The sequence below is a fragment of the Cellulomonas sp. Root485 genome (genome assembly GCF_001426705.1).
Taxonomy (GTDB): Bacteria; Actinomycetota; Actinomycetes; order Actinomycetales; family Cellulomonadaceae; genus Cellulomonas.
Map to the genome: position 1 here is coordinate 725,205 of NZ_LMFC01000002.1, position 19,087 is coordinate 744,291.

Consider the following 19,087-nt stretch of genomic DNA (forward strand, 5'->3'; position numbering starts at 1 on the left):
TCGGTGAGGGGGCGCGCTCAGGACGCGATCTGCTTGTTCTGGCTGATGCGGAAGATCACGAACTCGGCCGGCTTGACGGGCGCGATGCCCACCTCGACGACGAGCTTGCCCGCGTCGACGGACTCGGGCGGGTTGGTGGTCTCGTCGCAGCGGACGAAGAACGCCTGGTCCGCGCTGGCGCCGAACAGCGCGCCCGCCGACCACAGCCCACGCAGGTACGCGTTGAGCGTGCGCTTGACGCCCTCCCACAGGGCCACGTCGTTGGGCTCGAACACGGCCCACTGGGTGCCCTCGAGGATCGTCGCCTCGATCATGTTGAACAGCCGTCGGACGTTGATGTACGTCCAGTCGGTGTCCGAGGTGAGCGTCCGGGCGCCCCAGATGCGGATGCCGCGCTGGCCGAACGGTCGGATCGCGTTGATGCCGAGCGGGTTGAGCACCCCTTGCTCCGCTTGCGTGATGGAGCGCTCCACGTCCAGGACCCCGCGGATGGTGTCGTTGGCCGGGGCCTTCCACACGCCGCGGGTCTCGTCGGTCCGCGCCCAGACGCCGGCCACGTGGCCCGACGGCGGGATGAGGATCTCGGAGTTGCCGTTGGAGCCGGTGGGGTTCTCCACCTTGATCCACGGGTAGTACAGCGTGGCGAACGCGGAGTCGAACTGGGCCGTGTCAGTCCGCCACTCCTTGACGGACTGAGGCGACAGCCCGGGGGGCGCGTCGAGGATGGCGACGCGGTTGGCGTGCAGCTCGCAGTGCGCGATGAGGCTGGTCTGCACCGCCTTCCACAGGCCCAGGTCCAGGGTGCCGTCCGCCTTGGTGGCGGCCGTGACCAGGTCCGGGACCAGCACGATCGTCACGTCGTCGGCGATCGCGAGGCCGGCGATGCCGGTGCGGGCGGACTCGGACCCGGCGAACTTGCGGCCGTTGACCGGGACGGGCTTGGCGGCGGCCTGCTCGAGGGCGTACGCGCCGGGCTTGAGCAGCTCGAGCTGGCTCTTGAGGTCGACGTCGTCAGCAAGCTTGATCTCGACCTTGACGCGCGTGGAGGTCTTGTTGATGACCGTCGCAGCGTCGCGCGGGCCACCGAGCGTGAGGTCGTCGTAGCTCTCGACGGCCTCACCGCCGTCGACGATCGTGATGCTGAACGGCGCCGGCCCGTCGTGGTCGTCGGCGACCTCGGACGTCTCGACGACCACCGTGAGGTTGGCGTCGGGCTCCACGGACTCCACCGAGATGGGCAGGCCGAGCGAGCGGTCCGCGGCCGGCAGCGCCAGGCGAGCGGGCTCACCGGACGGCTCGGCGTTGGGCACGCGGACGATGTAGGCGAGGCTTCCGCCGTTCAGGAAGTAGCCGTAGACGGAGAGGGGCAGCAGCGCACCCTCGACGAACCCGCCGTACAGGCTCTCGAACTGGTTCCAGCTGGTCACGAGCCGCGGGGCGAGGCCCTGCGGGTCGTTCGGGTCATCCAGCGGCGCTCGCTCCGTGAACCCCACGAACGCGGCCACAGCGGTGGGGGCGGACGCCAGCACCTTCTGGGTCGAGGGGATCTCTTCGACGTAGACGCCGGGCGCGGTGTAAGTAGGCACTGGCCATCCTCTGCTCGGTGCGTCCCGCGCCGGGCCGGCAATCTGACCGGTCACCTGACCTGCACGGGAACGCTGCGACGCGGGTGTGTCGATCGCCACGGTAAGGACGCATTTGTCCGTGCGGCATCGGTAATCGCTACCGAGGTTTGCTCGAGGTCGGATCGATGTTTGAACCTGGACGCAAAGCGCGCATAAGGTGCGAACCGACAAGCTCGTTGTGACTCGCGCAATGCCACCGCAGACGGCAGGGGGCGAGAGTCCTGGTGCTCATGGGTGAGTGGAGCTGCTGTGGCGGCAAACGCCGAGGTCCCGTCCTCGTCGACGACGGTCCTGCCCGAGAGCCTGGGTGCCGTCGCGCGTCGGACGCTCGTCGTGCGCCCTCTCACCGAGCAGGTCCGCGCCGAGGTGCAGTCCGGCCGTAGCGTGCTCGTCGTCGGCGACGCCGGGGTCGGCAAGACGCACCTGGTCACGGCCGCTCTGGCGCACCTGTGGATCGGCACGCCGACGTCGCCGATGCCCACGGTCGTGAGCGTCTCCGGCGCCACCTGCCCGACGGGCATCCCGCTGGGCGCGCTCGAGCCGCTGCTGGGTGACGTCGCGATCAGCTCTCTGGGCAGCTTCGCGCGGGCTGTCGACGCCCTGGCCGCCTCGTTGCGCGCACGTTCCCGCGGCGGTCCGGTGATCCTGCGGGTCGAGGACGCCCACCTGCTCGACCGGGGCAGCAGCCAGGCGCTCGCGTGGATGGTCCAGCAGCACGAGGTGCAGCTGGTGGCGACGGCCCGGTCGTCGGCCGTGTCGCAGTCGCCGTGGCTGGAGCTGTGGAAGGACGACGTCGTCGAACGCATCGACGTGCCGCCGTTCACGCTCGCCGAGGTGCAGCGGTGGCTGGTCGGGGAGCTCGGTGGGCAGGTCAGCCTCGACACGGTCCGTCGCGTGTGGTCCGAGACGTCCGGCAACCCGTTCCACCTCGGGGAGGTGGTGGCCGGCGCCCTCGAGCAGCAGGGCGGGGCGTGGGTGTGGGTCGGTGGTGCGACGCCGGGCCGACGGCTTCTCGACGTGGTCGCGCACGACATGTCCCGGCTCAGCGGCGACGCTCGTGTGGCCCTGGAGATCGCGGCGCTCGTCTGCCCCGTCTCGCTGGGCGTCCTGCTCGACATGGTGTCCCGGCCCGTCGTCGAGGAGCTGTCCCGCGTCGGGCTGGTCTCCCTGTCCCCGCGCCTGACGGTCGCGGGCGAGGGGGACGTCACGGTCGACCTCGCGCACGCGCTCTACGCGGAGGCGGTCCGCTCGGGGGTCCCGCGGGCGCGTCGGCGCGAGGTGCTGGAACGTGTCGCCGGCCTGGCCAACACCGGGCACCGCACGGGCGCCGCGCTGGTCCGCTCCGTCGCGCTGGCGCTCGACTGCGACCTGGCCGTCGAACCGTCCCGGCTCGATGCCGCGGTCGACGCCGCGTTCGAGCTCCAGCAGCCCGACACCGCCATCCGCCTGCTGACCTCGGCCCTGCGCCAGACGCAGCCGGGCGACCTGCGCACCGCCGAGCTGGCGCTGCAACGTGCCGACGCCTGGTGGCACCTGGACGACGCCGGGCGGGCGTCGCGGGACCTGACCGACGTCTTCGAGGTCCTGTGGGAAACCGTGCGCGCCGACGCGCCCACCGTGCAGCTCATGGTCGCGGCGACCGCGCTCCGCGCCCGGATCGCCTACCACCGCGACGGCGACCTCGACCAGGCGCTCCGCGCGTTCGACATCGCTGCCCGGTGGATCGTCGAGCGCGGCGGCGAGCACGTCGGCCGCGGCCTGCGGGAGCTCGAGACCGCGCGGCTGACCCGGCTCGGCTACGGCGGGCGCCCGCGGCTCGACGACGCCTGCGCCGTGCTGCTCGACCCGGCCGCCGACAGCGCCGCCGTGCCGCTGGCCGCCCCCACGATCGTCGGCCTCGCGCAGTCCGGACGGTTCACCGACGCCGCCCACCTGGCCGCCCGCTCCGCCCAGCTGGCGGGCGCGCACCACGACCAGTACCGCTGGGGCCGCGGCGAGGTCGCCGTCGCCGCGTTCCTCACCACCCTCTGGTCCGGCGACGTCACGACGGCCGAAGGCGTCGTCGACGCCCTGGACCAGGAGAGCAACGCCGCGGTCGACTGGGTGGCCGTGCACGTGACCCGCGGCCTCATCGGCATCGCCCGCGGCTCCTGGATGCAGGCCCACGCCGACCTGCACGCCGCCAGCGCCCGCCACGAGCACAGCGACATGGGGGGCGTCGCCGTCTACAGCCGCGCGGCCGAGGCCCTGGCCGCGGCCGCGTCGGGCGACGCCGCCACGGCTCGCACCCTGCTCGCCGAGAACGCCGACGCCACCGCGCGCGCCATGGCCGGTGTCGACGGCGAGGTCCAGCTCCTGCGTGCCGACACCCTCGCCTGGCTCCGCGACCCCCGTGCCGTCGACGAGGCCCGCGCGCTGGTGGGCTGGGCCCGCGAGCGCGGCCTGTGGAGGGTCGAGCTGGAGGCCCTGCACCGCTCCGCCGACCGCCGCCGACCCGGCACCCGCCCCCGCGGCGTCGACCCCGAGGTCCAGCGCCGCGTCCGCGAGCTCGCCCCGCTGGTCGACGGACCCCGCGCGGCCGCGATCGTCCGGCACGTCCAGGCCCAGTCCGCCGGTGACGACGACCTCGTCCGCATCGCCGAACGCGAGCTCAACCGCTGCGGCCTCTGGCTGCCGCCCGTCGAGACCACCGTGTCGCTCACGCGCCGCGAGCAGGAGATCGCCTCGCTGGCCGCCGGCGGGCTGACCAGCCGCGCGATCGCGTCGCGTCTCACCCTGTCCGTCCGCACCGTCGACTCGCACCTGGCTAGGGTGTTCGCCAAGACCGGGGTCCACTCACGCGAGGGGCTGTCGGCGGTGCTTCGTTGAGAGGGTCGAGATGACGTCGAAGAGCTCAGCCGGCGGCGCGGCCGGAGGTGGCGCGGTCTACGGGATCGGTTTCTTCGGCGCAGCGGTCTACTACTTCTCTGCCGGGGACAACTTCTGGGACTTCGTCCTGGCGATCCCCAAGGCGATCATCTGGCCCGCGATCCTCGTCTTCGAGGCGCTGAAGAGCTTCTACGGATAGATTGCCTTTACGGGCGAAATCGGGCGAAAAGGTTGATTTCGGACGTGACCGACGAGCACGCTCGAAGTCGCCTTTCTACGGAGACCCTGATGCGAGCTCTTCTGACCGTCGTGGCCACGCTGACCGCACTCCTCATTCCCACGGCCGCGTCGGCGGGCCCGGTCGCGGTCACCTGCGACACGACGCTGGTGGTCAACACCGTCCTCCAGCAGGACCTGACCTGCCCCGGCCCAGGGCTGCGGCTCGCGCCCGGCGTCACGCTCAACCTGAAGGGCCACACCCTCACCGGCACCCCGGGCAACGTGGGGATCGAGGTCGACGCCGCGGGCGCGAACACGATCGTCAACGGCACCCTGGCCGGCTGGGGGCTGGGCGTCGACACCTACAACTACCCGGAGGACCTGGCGGGGGAGCGCACGCTCAAGGTCGACAGGGTGGTGTTCCGGGACATGCGCGTCGGCATCGACACGTCCGGTGAGAGCACCACCGGGCGCTACCCCAAGACGACGACGATCACCCGGTCGACGTTCACGGGCAACGAGATCGGCATCACGCAGGCCTGGTTCGGCTGCAACCTCACCGTCTCGCGCACGACGTTCGCCGACAACGTCGTCGGCGTCTGGGTAGACGAGGCCTGCGCGACGATCACGGACAGCGACTTCCTGCGCAACACCGCCGGGCTGCGGGTCTACAGCGGCAACGCCACGGTCGAGCGGTCCCGGTTCGTCGACAACACCATCGGCATGCGGACGAACGACATCGGCGGGATCGACGCCACGGAGATCAAGATCACCGGCGGGGAGGTCGGCATCTCCCTGTTCGACAATGCCGGTGTCACCCTGCGGTCCAGCGTCGTCACCGGCGCAGACATCGGCGTCTTCCTGCAACGAGGAGCACCCGCGACCCTCGACGCGAACACCTTCCGCGCCAACGGCGTGGCCATCGTTCAGCTCGACGAACCGAACGGCGGCGTGGTCATCACCAACAACACCCTGCGCCTGAACGGCGAAGGGATCGTCCTGCAGCCCGCGCCCTCACCCGAGTACAACCAGGTCGGCGGGAACGACGTCCGCCGCAGCACCGGGTGGGGCATCTACGCCCCCGGTGCGCTCGACCTGGGCGGGAACGTCGCCCGGAACAACGGCAGCGAGCCCCAGTGCGTCGGGGTGGTGTGCAGCCCGAGCTGACCTACGCCGGCGGGATGTTCTGGTTGAGCCGGAACGCGTTGTCGGGGTCCCACGCCGTCTTCAGCTCCTGGAGTCGCGCGTAGGTGGCGTCACCGTAGGCCCGGTGCACCCCCGCGGCGCCCTCGACCCCGAGCGCGTTGACGTACACGCCGACGCTCCACGGCGCGATGGTCGCCGCGAGCCGCCGGCACGTCGCCGCGTGGCGCTCGTCGTCGGCCGGGTCCTCCCACTTGGCGCCGACGTCGTACTCGAACCGCGTGTTGCGATGCGCGAACGCCGTCGTCCCCGGGTCGACGTCCGCGATGGCACCGCCGTACGCGACGAGGCTCGCCGCCCCCACGTCCGCCCCGGCGTGAGCGAGGAACGCCTCGAGCGCCGCGTCGGGCAGCTCCTGGACGTAGTGGCTCTTGGCGTAGCGACGCCAGCCGTGCGCCGCGCCGACGTCCGACTGTCGTTGCAGGTCCAGGTAGCTGATCGGCCTGACGCGTCTGGCTTGTGCCGTGCCGAGGTCGTCGAGCTCCGCGACCAACGGTGCAGCGTCGTCGGGCGGACCGACCCAGACGAACCCGAGCGTCAGCGGCCCCCCGGCGCTCACCTCCGCGAAGAGCGTCGCGCGCCTCGGTGCGTCGTCGGACCTCGCCAGCCACGTCCGCAGCGCATCGAGCCCACGCGCGGGGTCGAGATCCACCTCGGCGACGAGCGCCTGCGTGCCGACGACGTGCAGCGTCAGGTCGAACCGCGTCACCACACCGAAGTTCCCGCCGCCACCCCGCAGGCCCCAGAACAGGTCGGGATTCTCGTCAGCCGATGCACGGACGAGCTCCCCGTCGGCGGTCACCACCTCGTACCCGAGCGCGTTGTCGCAGGTCAGCCCATACTGCCGACCGAGCCAGCCGACGCCCCCACCGAGCGCCAGGCCACCGATCCCCGTGTGTGACACGATCCCCGCCGTCGTCGCGAGCCCGTACGGCTGCGAGGCCGCGTCGAGCGACCCGAGCAGCGCCCCACCCTGCACCTGCGCCGTGCGTGCTCCTGCGTCGACGGCGACGCCCCGCATCCGCGACAGGTCGATCATCAACCCACCGTCCGGCACCGCCCACCCAGCCGCACTGTGCCCGCCGCCCCGCACCCCGATCGGCAGACCGAGCTCCCGCGCGACCCTCACTGCGGCGCGAACGTCATCCGTGCCCGCGCACCGGACGACGTACTTCGGCCGGCGGTCGACGGCACCGTTCCAGACAGCGCGCGCTGTGTCGTAGTCGGGGGAGTCGGGGACGAGGACATCGCCCTCGAAGCTAGCGGGCAGGGGTCCGGCCATCGGCATGTCACGACTCTGGCGGCTGGCGGGCTGGTCTGCCAAGGGCCAGGCCACGACCTGGGCACGTCCTGAGGTCGTTCCCGACCGCCTCTCCGGTAGGCTGCCTGCGTTCGTGAGGCCCTCCTGCGAGGGCGGCGCGGACGCTCGCCAGGATCGCTACGGCAGTAGTCGGAGCCCCGCTTCGGCTTCTGCCAGATCCTGCGCGCCTGTAGCTCAGGGGATAGAGCACCGCTCTCCTAAAGCGGGTGTCGGCAGTTCGAATCTGCCCAGGCGCACAGTGTGTTGTTGCAGGTCAGAGCGATCAACGACGCGGCTCGTGTCATCGATGCGACCGCAATGTCCGGCTCGTGGTCAGCATGTGGTCAGCAGTCCCGTCCCCCGTGGTTTGGTCCGGACTCCCGCTGAAGCGCAGCTGCTAGCTGGTTGGCCGGCTCGGCTCGCGCCCAGTGCGGGCGCGCGGGCATGGCACGCTGCGATTGTGACCATCGATCCGGGAGAACTCCTGCGACGGGTGGTCGCGGATGTGTTCGACGGGTTGGCCGACTGGGACCTACTCCACCGGAAGCGGACCGGCGCCGGCCTGGCTGTCGCGCGAGCACGTGGCCGCGTCGGCGGCCGCCGACCGTGATGACCGTTGAGAAGCGTGCGGCGGCCAACGAACTGCTGGTTCGCCCTGAAGCCATCTTTGCTGGGGCTCTCGGCGTTTCGCCGGTTTCCCTTCGCCGCGACCTCGATCTGAAGTCCCACCACTGACGGGGACAAACGCAAGAGGCGGCGCTCCCCTCCCACGGGGAACACCGCCTCTTGGGCGATGAGGCTCCTGCGACCAGTCGTAGCATCGCTTTCGCCCCACAGAGACGCACCGCGAGGGGCAAACCCCTTGCGTCTCAATCGCCAGAGGTTTGTGCTGACGACGGATCCGTTCGTCGTGGTCACCGGGCAATGGGCCAGCCTCCACGAGTCCTGCACCGTTGGTCACCGGGCAATGGGCCGGCCGCTCAACCTCTCGTACCTGCGAAGGTAGCAGCCAGGCGACCGGGCGTCAAGACCCGGAGTTGACACCGACACGAACACCTACTACAATTCGCGCACCCCACGCTAGTGGAGCATTTGCGGATACGTTAGTAGAGACGCCTGCACTACGCTTGTGGATCACAGACTAGTACGCTCTGGGTTAGAAGTAGAGAGGGCACATTGATGCCGCGTAATACGGTCGAGGCTAGTTCACCCCTGGGGCCGGGAGCCACGCCCCTTTTCGTGGACTTCAGCAGCTCGGCCCTTGCTCCGGCCTCGACGAGCGAGCCGTGGCCTGACCGCCTACTAGTCTCTGCGTCTGCACTGGCAGCAGCTAGAGAGATCGACACCACTTCGGGGCGGCGCACAGCAACTCCCGTGCGGAAGATCTTCGTGCGGCTGGACTCCAACAGGACGCCCCGCCTGGCACAACTACTCCAGGTCGGCGGTCGAGGCGGTGGTGTCGCACTCAAGCTGTATCTCGCCCTTCTGTGGCGCTGCTCGAGTGAGCCGTACCAGACGAGCAAGCCACACCGCGCGTGGGCGACCCTCCTCGGCCTAGAGGAGCCGGAGGGCAAAGGGGCTCGGCGGGTGGCCGCCGCACTCAAGACCCTCGAAGGTCTAGGGCTCGTCTCCGTGCGCCGTGTCCCTGCCGAGCCCAACGTGGTGCAGCTGCTCGACGAGAGCGGCGACGGCTCCGAGTACGCCCCACCGTCCACCGAGTACGCGCGCGCCCCAAAGGGAGAGGTGGGCGACGCGCGAAGGGCCCGCAACGTCTACTTCAAGGTGCCGTCCAAACTGTGGCTCGAGGGACACATCCAGAGCCTCGACGCACCAGGACTAGCAATGCTGCTGATCTTGCTTGCGGAGCAGGCGGACATTCGCCCGGTGTGGTTCAGCACCGACGTGTTCCCACAGCGGTACTGCATCTCTCAGAAGTCGCGAGCAGCAGGGACTCTCCGGCTCGTTGAGCGCAACCTGCTCCGAGTCGAGCGGCAGCCGCTAAGCGAATTCCCCGGGCAGACGTCAGTCTTCGACCGAAAGCGCTCCCGCAAGCTCTACAACCTTGCGGGAGCGGCGGCCGAGGGTCCAGCCCCCGAAGCGGCGGCCGAGACTGGACCCAAACCTGCGAGACAGGCGCGCCCGGCACGACTTAAGACGCTCAGGCGCCCGACACGCCCCCCGAGTGGCTGAGCGGAGACAAGCCCTAGCTGCGCCGCCACGAGCTCGAGGTATCCCGTTCTGGCAATTGGCTGGGCATCTGCAAACTTCCCGCCGCAGCAGAGGCGAGCCAGCCGATCCACCGGTCGACAAACTCGCGGGGGTCATCCCGATCGATCTTCGCAACCGGCCACGCGAGCTGCTCGGTGCCCGTCACGTTCGAGAACGCGATGCCAGCAGACTGCGGATCCAAGCTATATGGCACCACGGTTGGCTGAACTCCGAACGCTGATGACATGAACGCGAGTTCGTACCAGGAGAACTCCCCGCTGACCTGGGCGTCGCAGTACCAGAGAGAATGTGACCGGCCCAGCCAACCGCGGCTCTGCTGCTGCCGGTGGACCGTCAGTGCCGCTGTTGCGATCACCTCAAAGGGACCGGACCACTCGCTCGCCGCCTGCGGGGACGTAGCCACAAGTTTCGCGCCTGCCAGTGTCGCCTTGAACAGTTCCTCCGCCCTAGGACGGTGCTGGACCTCACCAGCGTTCCCGACGCCCTCCATCACTTCCGTGAGCAGGGGCTCGATGAGCGACCCGTGCGACTGGACAGCTACCGCCATGAGGCGTCCACGACGGTCAGCCTCGCTCTCACTTGCCCGTTGTTGAGCGAACGCGGTGGCCATCTCAGCTCGCACCGTCTCGCTGACGCGCGCCAGCGCGCTGGCGCCGGGAAGGCTGGGCTCGGCAGAGGCCTGAGCCAATCGCGCCAGCACGTTGGCCGCCGCCGGGCGCGATCCAGGAGCCTTGTAAAGGCACTCCTCGATGATCGCGCGCAAGCGAGTCGGCCCAACCGGCGAAGGCACGTCGTGCAGATGCGCATCACGAAGCTCTTCGAACGTTCCGGTGAACGGAAGCCCGCCGCTCACGAGCTGGTAAGCCGTGACCCCAAGCGCATAGATGTCGGTCTTCGACGTCGCGGTCTCAAAGGTCCACTGCTCTGGCGCGGCGTACTGGGGCGTCCAGGAGAACTTGCGTGTGTCAGCGGCGGTGCTCGCATCTGCGTACTTGGAGATGCCGAAGTCCGCCAGACACCAACGCCCTCCCAAAAGGAGCACATTCGCCGGCTTCAGGTCCCGGTGCACGATCTGACCGTCCAGGCTAGCCAACGCGCGTGCGATGTCCTCCAAGATGTCGATGACCTCGGCCAAGTCGGGAGGGTCGTCCCGCAGCCGCTGCTGGAGCGACATCTCTGCCCGAGGCATCACCAGGACCAAGAAGTCCTCATGCTCCCCCTTGTCCAGGATCGGGACGACGTTCTGTGCGTCGGATGGCAGGTCACCAAACAGGAGCTCGCGGTCAGCGCCCGGCTGCTGGGGCACCAGTTTCGCCACAGCGTCTGTGCCGCTCTCGTCGAACACCTCGAACATGCGGCCGAAGCCCGCGCGGTCGGCGCCAGCCAAGGGCCCGCGGACCTCCCAGGTCTTCTTCTGGAGCTTGAGCTTTTCCGACATGTTCGAACGCTAGCGGCCGATACCGACTGAACATCGGTCCACGCGAGTGTTCACCCGCGTCCACAGCCTCCTCCGCCACGGAACTACAGAGATTCAGGCCTAAACGGCGCGCCGAAGGGCTAAGCGGGCAGCCCGTCAATTCGCCGGGATGCTGGTACTCGGTCCGGGGGCCGACGGCTCGGGGAACATAGGCATTCGCTCCATCGCCACCCAAGGCGCCTCCGAAAACAGGTGGCCGTAGAGGTCCATCGTCATCGTCGCGGTGGCGTGCCCGAGGATCATTTGGACCGCCTTCACATCGGCACCGGCGGCGATGAGCAACGACGCCGCCGTGTGGCGGAGGTCGTGGATCGTCGTGCCGGCCAGGCCGACCGCCTGCGTTGTCTCGGTCCAGCGGGACCGGACGCGGAAGTTGGTGTTGGTCCAGATCGCGCCCGTCGGGCTGGGGAACAGGTACGAGCCGGACACGGCGCTGTCGATCCGGTCACGGACGTAGTTCTCGAGCGTCGGCGGGACCGGCACGGTGCGGGTCTGGTGGGTCTTCGTCGGGCCGAAGATCGCCCCGCTGGTGCGCTTCGACTGCGGGGCGGCGCGGTGGATCCGCACACCGAGGCCGTGCGGCGTCTGGACGACGTCGTCGACCCGTAGCGCGCACATCTCGGAGAATCGGCAGCCGGCCAGGCCGAGGAAGAGCACGACCGGCCGGCAGTTCGACGGCATTGCGTCGGCGAGCTTGCCCAGTTGCTCCGCGCGTAGCCAGTGCGGCTCACGCTTGGTCGTGCCCTTGGGGAGCGGGATTGAGCGGGCGACGTTGACGGAGATCCGACGGTCGCGGACGGCGTAGTCGAGCACGAGTCGGATGACGGACAAGACGCGCCGCCGGGTGGCCGTCGCCAGCCCGCGGACCGTCATCGCCGTGAGCACTCGCTCGACGTCCGTCGCTGAGATCACGGCGATCGGGAAGCGCCCGAGCAGAGGGATGACGTAGGAGTCGAGCAGGAACTGCGTCGTCTCCTGGCTGCGGACCGCGAGGTGCTGGCGCGAGCCCTGCCACTCCTCGGCGAGCGACTCAAAGGACACCCGACCGCGAGCCGGATCGATCCAGGTGCCGCTCTGGAGCTTGACCAGCTGGTCGGCCTCCCAGCGCTTGGCGTCGGTCTTCCGCTGGAACGACTTCTCGGCAATGACCCGGTGCTCGAAGAAGACCTTCGCGCGCCAGGTCACCGTGCCCGAGGGGAGCGTCCGCCGGGTGACGGACATCAGCGTCGGCGCGGCTGCGCGGGCTCCCGATCGACCCACGAAGCCGGGATGAGGATGACGGTCCCGAGCCGACGGCAGGGGATCTGCTCGGTCTCCGCGAGGTGGTAGAGCGTCCGCACCGGCACCCCGAGGACGGCTGCCGCGTCCTTGACGCGGTAGTACTGCCGAGCAGCGGCGACGGCGGTCTGCGTGGTTGTCGACATGGTCGTTCTCCTTCGATGGGTTGGGTTGGTCACCACCGCTCCAGTACCGGTCCATCGGGGACCGGGCTGGGCGGGGGCGTCAATGGGCGCGGCGCCATCTGTGGACGCAGCGGCGGGATGGCGGGCTGTGGGCGGGCCGGCGATAGCGGCGGCTGTGGCCGCTCCGGGTGGTGAGCGGCCCAGGTCTCGGTGCCCGACATCTCGGCGTGCGTCGTGGCGAGGATGCGGTCGAGCAGCTCCCGCACGCCCTCGGGTTCGCTGCCGGGGAGGCAGTCCGGATCGGGTCGGTCGGTGGCGACGTAGAGCCGGTTGAGGTGGCGGCCGCGGGTGACGGCGACGTAGAGGTCTTCGCGGCCCATGCCGGCGGTGATGACGGTGTGGGTCTCGTCGACCGTCATCCCCTGGGACCGGGCGGTGGTGGTGGCGTAGCCGAGCTCGACGGCCTCCGCCACGTACGTCGCCGGCAGCGTCAACGACGCTCCGGTGGGCTTGTTGATGGGTTGGACGCGGAGACCGCCGTCGGGCAGGACGGCGGTGATCTGCCACAGGTCGCCGTTGCGGACGAACCCGTCGCTGGTGCGCAGCCGCCGATTGTTGCGACGGGTCACGATGCGATCGCCGACGCCGCCGGTCAGTCCGTCGCTCAACGTGATGCCTGCGGTGCGAATGGTCCCGGTGCGGATGCGCTCGGCGCGGCTGCGAGCGTTGAGCTCGTTCACGGTGCGCCGGTCCGCGGCCGCGAGCAGGACGACACTGCCGGTCGCTTCGGCGTCGAAGGCAGTGGTGAGGGCGTCGTCGAGCATGTCGTCGTGGGTGCCGTGGCTGACTCGATGGTGCCGGATGTAGGCGTCCAGGGCGGCGGGTTGGCCGTGGCGCAACTCGAGGGTGGCGCGGGCCTCCCAGGGGTGGCTGAACCGCCACAGGGTGCGCAGCTCGGCGGTCGGTCCGCGGCGGGCGAGCATCCCGAACCCGCCGCCGGCGTCGACCGCTCCGCGCTGCAAGTGGTCGCCCACCAACAGCACCTTCGCCTGGGCTGCGGCGGCCTGCTGGACGAGGGCGGCCAGGGTGCGAGTGTCGGCCATCGATGCCTCGTCGACGATGATCAGGTCCCCCCGTCGAAACCGCCACTGCTCCTGCTCGACGGCGAGCGCGTAGCGGCGTTGGTTCGCAGTCCGGTGATCTTCGTACGCGCCCGTCGGGTCGCTCAGCTCGGCCGTGTGGGCGGCGTACCGCAACGCCCGCTGCGCTGCGCCGTCGCCGACCGATTCGTAGAGCCACTTGGCGGTCGTCTCGCTCCGTGCGCCCAGGGCCTCCGAGAGGGTCGCCGCTGCGGTGGCTGATGGAGCCAGCCCGATCACGGCGCCGCGGGTCTCTCGCCACTCGTCGGCCAGCGCAGCCAACGTCGTGGTCTTTCCGGTGCCGGCAGGGCCGACGAGGACGTCGAGCTGCCGCGGCGAGAGCAGCACGGCCTTGGCGGCTTCCCGCTGGTCGTCGGACAGGTGCGCCATGCGACCGTCGGCGAGGCGTTCGGCCAGGGGATGAATGCCGAGGGGCACGGTGGCTTCCGCCGCCTCGAGCAGCGTGCGTTCCGCCTGCAGGAGCTCGAGCGAGGTGAACGTCTCCTCCCCGACCCGACGGCGGGTCGGTTCGGTGTCACCGTCGAGCCGCACGCACGCTCTGCTCGCCTCGGTGACGATCGTGCTGGTCAGCTCGAGCCGGTCGTCGGGGGAGGCCATGCGTAGCTCGAGCGACGAACGCAGCGCGGCTGCGCCGAGGTTCCAGGTCGACCAGACCGATCGGCGTTTCGAGACGTCCTCGAGGACCTGGGCGACGATTGCCGCGCGGACCTCCGGGCCGACATCGCCGGCCCGCAGAGGCCGGCTGTAGCGGCCGGCCAGGGCGCGGGCTGCCAGGTCGACCGGTTCGATGCCGGTCAACCCACGCGCCCGGTTCGCCCAGTCGGTCAACAGCTCGTGAAGCGCGCAGACGACCTTGGGCGGCCGGGTCTCGCGCGTCAGGTGCTGGCGCGCCCTCGTCGTCTCCACCCGCGATGGTGCCCGTCCGTGCTGCTCAGCGAACTCCTCGGCCCACCGCTGCTCGGCGCAGTGGATCTGCTCCGACCGCGCGGAGAACTCGGCCAGCAGGTTCTCGCCGACGCCGTCGACCTCGAAGGCGGGGTTGCGACGCTCGCCGCGGGATCTCATCGACCACGTCGCGCCGAGCCGCCGCGACACCTCGTCGCCAAGCGACGCGTCGTACAGCTCCGAGACGGTTACCACCGCGGCGTGCAACGTCCGGCCGTCCACCGAACGCCACGCACCGTCGGGTCCCTGGACCTTGTTCGCGACGACGACATGCGTGTGCAGGTTCGGGTCGCCGGCTCGGGAGTCCCAGTGATCGAACGCGGCGGCGAACATGCCGCGCGTCCGGACCTGCCGACAGCCGGCCGCACCGACCCTCGTCCGGATCACCGAGTGCTCCACGAACTTCAGGGCCGTCGTCAGCGCCGCGCGGTGCGCGTCGTAGAGAGCGGTTCGCGTCCGGTCGTCGGCCAGCCCCCAGAGGACCGAGACCGACTTCGGCGCCGTGAAGGTCAGGTCGTAGCCGGCGACGGTGTGCCGGCCCTCGCCGGGCACGATCTGCTTGTAGGGCTTGCCCAACGGCTCGAAGGTGATCGGGTCGCGGCCGTCGCGGAAGACCGCCGTCATCGCAGCCTCGGAGACGGCCGCGCCGACCCTGAGCCGGCCGTCGCCCAGTGCGCTCAGACCACCGCCGATCCACCGGCCGTGCGGGTTACCCGTCAGCTCGTAGTACGCAGCGAGCGAGTCGCCAGCGGCCAACCCCGCGTCGCCAGCCGCGACGTGCCGCGTCAGGTACGCGTATCCGTCGCCGACGGTCAGCTTGTGCATCGACAGCACCGCAAGCACCTCCCGTGGGAGCGGCTCTGGCGAGTGCTCCTACAGATAGGTGCGCGGAAATGTGCGCAAGACGCGAGGTAGATTCCGCCGCCGCGCAATCAGTGCCGCGGGTGCGACGAGTACGGCTCCGAACCCTCCTCGCCACCGAGCACCGCGAAAGGAGCCACGGGCGGCGGGTTGGGTGTGCCACGGGAGGCACCACGGCTCCACCACAGGGTCAGCCAGTCTCGTCGGTCTTACCGCCGGAAGTACCCGTGTGCGATAGCCGCCGGGTGGTACGTCGAGCGGCGGCTGAGCGGCCGAATACGCCTGGTCAGGCGGGCTCGGCTACAAGACCTCAACCGTCTCGGCCGCCGCTCGAAGTGCTTCGGCATCCACGGTGAAACTCGACTTGTCCACGCCGAGGCGGGGTCGGCGACGGTGAGCACCGGGTCTTCGGGCGGCGGCGCTGGGGTCGACCACAGGGTGCTCGACCACTCGCGGCCGCCGCCACCCAACTGGGTGAGCTCCGTCGGGTCTGCTGCCGGCCAGTTGTTCCGGATGTGGCGCCCGGCGACGGCGGCGGTACGTCCATCGGCGATCTCCACTCCGGAGGAGAGTCCCGCGCCGAATGTCGGGTGCATGCGATCTTCGAGGTGGGGATCCAGACGACACCGGACGGCCAGCTCGATCTGGAGTCCGGCGGTGTAGCGAGTGAGGCCGACGAGAAGGATCGCCACGTCCGCGGGCCGTCCGAGGATGCCGCTCACGCCGAGAGCGGAGGGGGCTCGGTTCTCCGCCGGTCCGAACCGGGATCTCGCCTGCGCGACGTCGTCCGCGTTGCCGGAGACAGCCAGGGTCGAATGCATGAGGCCGACCCTCGTCCGCATCCCGTAGGTGGTCAACGTCTTTCGTCCTGGAGCCGTCTGCCATCGCTAGAGCCGAGCTGCGTGGGCCGCACAGTCTTTAGCGGCTCCTCGGCGACGGGCAACTCGCTAGCGAAGGAACACAGCCCCGACTCTTCTTGCACTCCGTTCTGAAACGGCGTGCTAGAAAACGACGCCGCAGCCGGCAGATGTGTGGCGAGTCGCCGACCCAGCTACGGCTTAGCCGTCGTCCTCGGGCCGTCGCTGCTCCCGCTCCAGCGGTCGGCGCCCGAGGTGCGGGATGACGGGGGCATTTTGGCCAAGATGGTCGATCGCTGCGCGCTAGGCTCGACTCATGGCGGCAACGGGTGACTTCTTCCAGGCGTATCGATGACTGTCGGACCTGAGGAAAACGCCAGCAGTGTATTGATCGGCACACCCGGCACGGTTTCCTTCGTCGAATCCGACGGCAGGACCTTTCACGTGCAACTGCAAGGAGGCGGCGCCGCTCGCGTCGGATCGGGTGAGCTGGTCTCGCTGAGCCGCGGTGACAGCGTCCTCGTGAGTCAGACTGGATGGCACGCGTTGCCTAAAGGCACGTGGCTGGATCCGGTGTCGGTGGGGGTCGTTCGCAAAGTCTTCAAAAAAGGTGTCTTGCTGGAGACAAATCTAGGAATTCGCCTGATCAAGAAGCGGCCGAGGAAGCGGCTCGGTCTCGCTCCGGGAAACACAGTTGAATATGACGAGCAAAACGGTGTTACCAAGGTCATTTCCGCATCCCCCATTCGACTCCGTGACGTCGGAGTCGATGATGACGTTCTGACCGAATACGAGTATTCCGCCAATGGTCAAGAGCGGTTGAGTTTCGATTCGTTTGGCGGGTACGAATCGGTTGTGACGCGAGCGAAGGAACTAATCGAGACGCAACTCGAGCACAGAGAGGAGCTGCGGGAGATTGGCGCGCAACCCGTCAAGGGCGTCATCTTCACAGGTCCGCCGGGCACGGGCAAGACCCATCTGGCTCGAATAATCGCCCAGGTGTCCGAGGCCACATTCTATTTGGTAAGCGGCCCCTCGATCGTGAGCAAGTGGGTTGGTGACAGTGAAGAAACGCTACGGCGACTCTTCGCGGAGGCTGCGACCCAGGAGCGAGCGATCATCTTCTTCGACGAAATCGATAGCATCGCCGCCCGACGAGGTAACGACTCAAATGGCGAGTCCAAACGGGTCGTCGCACAACTCCTCACGCTGCTGGACGGGTTTGAAGCGGCGAGTAACGTGGTCGTTATCGCAGCCACGAATCGTATAGAAGACATCGACGAAGCGCTTCTGCGACCGGGACGATTCGATTGGGAGATCGAATTCGCCCTGCCTTCGGTGCAGGACCGCTATGAAATCCTGCAGGTTCGCGCAAAGGGTCTGAAGACTGTAGGTGTCCTTCCCCTCGAAGAGATCGCTCAGTTGACCGACGGTTGGTCAGGAGCGATGCTCACCGCAATATGGACCGAAGCCGCGATCTTGGCCGCTAGTGATAAGCGGCAGGCAATCGCGGACGAGGACATGGCGAGGGCATACGAACGCGTAACGAGTCGACCGGTCCATGCCAAGCGAGAGGCGGCAGGTGTCCTTTAAATCATGGTGGCAATCCAAGAGGCGCCGAGGGAAGCACGCTTCGACGTCAAAACAAGCCGCTAAACTCCCCGTTCTCCGCGAATTTGTCTATCTCGACGCAGTGAGTCTGCACAGTTTGCTCGTGTCTCAAAAGAGCACCCTCCTCGAGCACGTCTCAGAGGAGATGAGTCGAGCGGCCGAGGCGGAGCTCACGAGCTCAATCAGTGCAGACGCCGTGGTCGCGAAGGGCGAAGTTGCGGCGCGTTACCAAACGAGCAACAGCAACAGCATTCAAACCTCAAGGAAAGCGATTATTCAAACTCTCTTTAAAGAGTTTCGCGAATTGTCTCTTAATTTCTTGCTCGCACCGCCATACGACGTTTCGCCGTTGCCTGATACCCAGGCAATCGCATCGAGCGCCGAATCGGATATAGTCTCTTCCAGCGCGGCCTTTGCCCGCGGAACACTTGTAGAGATCGAAGTTGAGCTGGCAGTCGACCCCGTGTTCGAACTGGGCACGATGATGACTGAGTGGACGGCCATGGCTGACGAATTCCCTGGCATGTTCGCCGGCGCTGGGGGACTCGAGACCTTGCTGGACGCCCAGCCTGTGATGAGGGTGCTCGACAGGCTGCTCGCGGGACTAATTCCAATAAAGGCCACGGCCACGAAGCATGTCGTTGTACAGGCTGGCGGTCAGGAGTTCGTGGTCCATAAGGATGCGCTCGCAGGGTTCGATATTGAGCAGCGTCCGCTGACCCTGGTCGGAGTAACGGAGCATATAGGGTACTGGAAGGATATTCGGCGAGTGCTCTTTGCTGGCGGCAGGTTCACTGTGCTGTGCCGGGTTGCGCGCGACGGGCTTCACGACAGTTGGACGCCGGTCAAGCTCGCCGATCTGTTTAGCGAGGTTGCCCCCGACCTTGTGGGTCAAATAAACGCAATCCGTTTCCCAGGTCGAGCAGGGGGCGGCGTTCGGGAAGACGGAAATCCCACGAGTGCGCTTGGCATCGCAATGCTGGACTATCGGGATGCGCTTGTTCTAATGAGCGGTGCGAATTGGCCAGGCGATGCCGACAACGCTTTTCGCGCACTTCAGAGCCATTACTCCGCGAGCTCGATGTCGGCGTCGCTCCAGCGGGAGGCGTTCGACGCCGTCGGCGCGCTCGTCCAAGAGCGGCTGGATTTCGTCATGGAAGACGCCGGCGGCGATCTCGAGGCTCGAAGGCGAGCGCGCGAGTCGGCTGGCCTGCCACTCTTCCCCACCCTTGTTCCCTCAGCGCCGGCTCAGGCGGTCCGGGCGGTGCCACCGAGTCAAGAGCGACTGCTCGACGTCGAAGTGATCGCCATCTACTGGTAGATGCGACG

At 68.5% G+C, this 19,087-nt stretch carries 13 protein-coding genes and 1 tRNA gene; 7 read left to right on the forward strand and 7 right to left on the reverse strand.

What is annotated here, in order from left to right; translation table 11 throughout:
* Positions 1-17 precede the first annotated feature (17 nt).
* Positions 18-1,586 carry a phage tail sheath C-terminal domain-containing protein gene (locus tag ASD16_RS11950; RefSeq protein WP_055917237.1) on the reverse strand — a complete coding sequence of 523 codons (1,569 nt, stop codon included), beginning with the start codon at positions 1,584-1,586 and terminating at the stop codon, positions 18-20.
* 288 nt (positions 1,587-1,874) lie between these two features.
* On the opposite strand from ASD16_RS11950, the gene ASD16_RS11955 reads away from it, so the two are divergent.
* The 3 genes from ASD16_RS11955 (at position 1,875) to ASD16_RS11965 (ending at position 5,879) form a co-directional block, all read left to right on the forward strand.
* Positions 1,875-4,493 carry a LuxR family transcriptional regulator gene (locus ASD16_RS11955; protein WP_055917241.1) on the forward strand — a complete coding sequence of 873 codons (2,619 nt, stop codon included), beginning with the start codon at positions 1,875-1,877 and terminating at the stop codon, positions 4,491-4,493.
* A 10-nt stretch (positions 4,494-4,503) separates the two neighbouring features.
* On the forward strand, positions 4,504-4,692 hold the full coding sequence (locus ASD16_RS11960) for a hypothetical protein (protein ID WP_055917245.1): 189 nt from the start codon (positions 4,504-4,506) through the stop codon (positions 4,690-4,692).
* Positions 4,693-4,781: 89 nt separating this feature from the next.
* A complete protein-coding gene (locus tag ASD16_RS11965; RefSeq protein WP_055917248.1) occupies positions 4,782-5,879 on the forward strand; it encodes a right-handed parallel beta-helix repeat-containing protein in 1,098 nt (365 codons plus the stop codon).
* A gap of 1 nt (position 5,880) precedes the next feature.
* On the opposite strand, the gene ASD16_RS11970 is transcribed toward ASD16_RS11965, so the two are convergent.
* Positions 5,881-7,203 (reverse strand): FAD-binding oxidoreductase, encoded by a 1,323-nt coding sequence (locus ASD16_RS11970; protein WP_055917251.1) that lies wholly within the window; start codon positions 7,201-7,203, stop codon positions 5,881-5,883.
* Between the two features lie 196 nt (positions 7,204-7,399).
* On the opposite strand from ASD16_RS11970, the gene ASD16_RS11975 reads away from it, so the two are divergent.
* Both ASD16_RS11975 and ASD16_RS11980 read left to right on the forward strand, forming a co-directional pair.
* Positions 7,400-7,472 (forward strand) — tRNA-Arg (locus ASD16_RS11975).
* A 1,117-nt stretch (positions 7,473-8,589) separates the two neighbouring features.
* On the forward strand, positions 8,590-9,405 hold the full coding sequence (locus ASD16_RS11980) for a hypothetical protein (protein WP_055917254.1): 816 nt from the start codon (positions 8,590-8,592) through the stop codon (positions 9,403-9,405).
* 13 nt (positions 9,406-9,418) lie between these two features.
* On the opposite strand, the gene ASD16_RS11985 is transcribed toward ASD16_RS11980, so the two are convergent.
* The 5 genes from ASD16_RS11985 to ASD16_RS12005 form a co-directional block, all read right to left on the reverse strand.
* The gene (locus ASD16_RS11985) at positions 9,419-10,882 is read right to left on the reverse strand and encodes a serine/threonine-protein kinase (RefSeq protein WP_055917257.1); all 1,464 of its coding nucleotides are present in this window, start codon (positions 10,880-10,882) and stop codon (positions 9,419-9,421) included.
* Between the two features lie 135 nt (positions 10,883-11,017).
* Positions 11,018-12,142 (reverse strand): site-specific integrase, encoded by a 1,125-nt coding sequence (locus ASD16_RS11990; protein ID WP_055917260.1) that lies wholly within the window; start codon positions 12,140-12,142, stop codon positions 11,018-11,020.
* A complete protein-coding gene (locus ASD16_RS11995; protein WP_055917263.1) occupies positions 12,142-12,345 on the reverse strand; it encodes a helix-turn-helix domain-containing protein in 204 nt (67 codons plus the stop codon). The genes ASD16_RS11990 and ASD16_RS11995 overlap by 1 nt, the downstream gene beginning before the upstream one ends.
* A 29-nt stretch (positions 12,346-12,374) precedes the next feature.
* Entirely contained in the window at positions 12,375-15,254 is a 2,880-nt protein-coding gene (gene mobF / locus ASD16_RS12000) for a MobF family relaxase (RefSeq protein WP_235523258.1), read from the reverse strand.
* Positions 15,255-15,499: 245 nt separating this feature from the next.
* On the reverse strand, positions 15,500-16,012 hold the full coding sequence (locus tag ASD16_RS12005) for a hypothetical protein (RefSeq protein ID WP_157453909.1): 513 nt from the start codon (positions 16,010-16,012) through the stop codon (positions 15,500-15,502).
* Positions 16,013-16,498: 486 nt separating this feature from the next.
* On the opposite strand from ASD16_RS12005, the gene ASD16_RS12010 reads away from it, so the two are divergent.
* Together ASD16_RS12010 and ASD16_RS12015 are read left to right on the forward strand one after the other, a co-directional pair.
* Entirely contained in the window at positions 16,499-17,740 is a 1,242-nt protein-coding gene (locus tag ASD16_RS12010; RefSeq protein ID WP_082570803.1) for a 26S protease regulatory subunit, read from the forward strand.
* A 121-nt stretch (positions 17,741-17,861) separates the two neighbouring features.
* Positions 17,862-19,079, forward strand: a complete 1,218-nt coding sequence (locus ASD16_RS12015) for a hypothetical protein (protein ID WP_157453910.1) — start codon at positions 17,862-17,864, stop codon at positions 19,077-19,079.
* Positions 19,080-19,087: the final 8 nt, after the last annotated feature.

Coding starts and splice junctions, on each gene's coding strand:
- ASD16_RS11990 (WP_055917260.1), bottom strand. CDS start 12,142: ATGTCCGTCACCCGGCGGACGCTCCCCTCGGGCACGGTGACCTGGCGC.
- ASD16_RS12010 (WP_082570803.1), top strand. CDS start 16,499: ATGACTGTCGGACCTGAGGAAAACGCCAGCAGTGTATTGATCGGCACA.
- ASD16_RS11995 (WP_055917263.1), bottom strand. CDS start 12,345: ATGTCGACAACCACGCAGACCGCCGTCGCCGCTGCTCGGCAGTACTAC.
- mobF (WP_235523258.1), bottom strand. CDS start 15,254: ATGCACAAGCTGACCGTCGGCGACGGATACGCGTACCTGACGCGGCAC.
- ASD16_RS11985 (WP_055917257.1), bottom strand. CDS start 10,882: ATGTCGGAAAAGCTCAAGCTCCAGAAGAAGACCTGGGAGGTCCGCGGG.
- ASD16_RS11960 (WP_055917245.1), top strand. CDS start 4,504: ATGACGTCGAAGAGCTCAGCCGGCGGCGCGGCCGGAGGTGGCGCGGTC.
- ASD16_RS11965 (WP_055917248.1), top strand. CDS start 4,782: ATGCGAGCTCTTCTGACCGTCGTGGCCACGCTGACCGCACTCCTCATT.
- ASD16_RS11970 (WP_055917251.1), bottom strand. CDS start 7,203: ATGCCGATGGCCGGACCCCTGCCCGCTAGCTTCGAGGGCGATGTCCTC.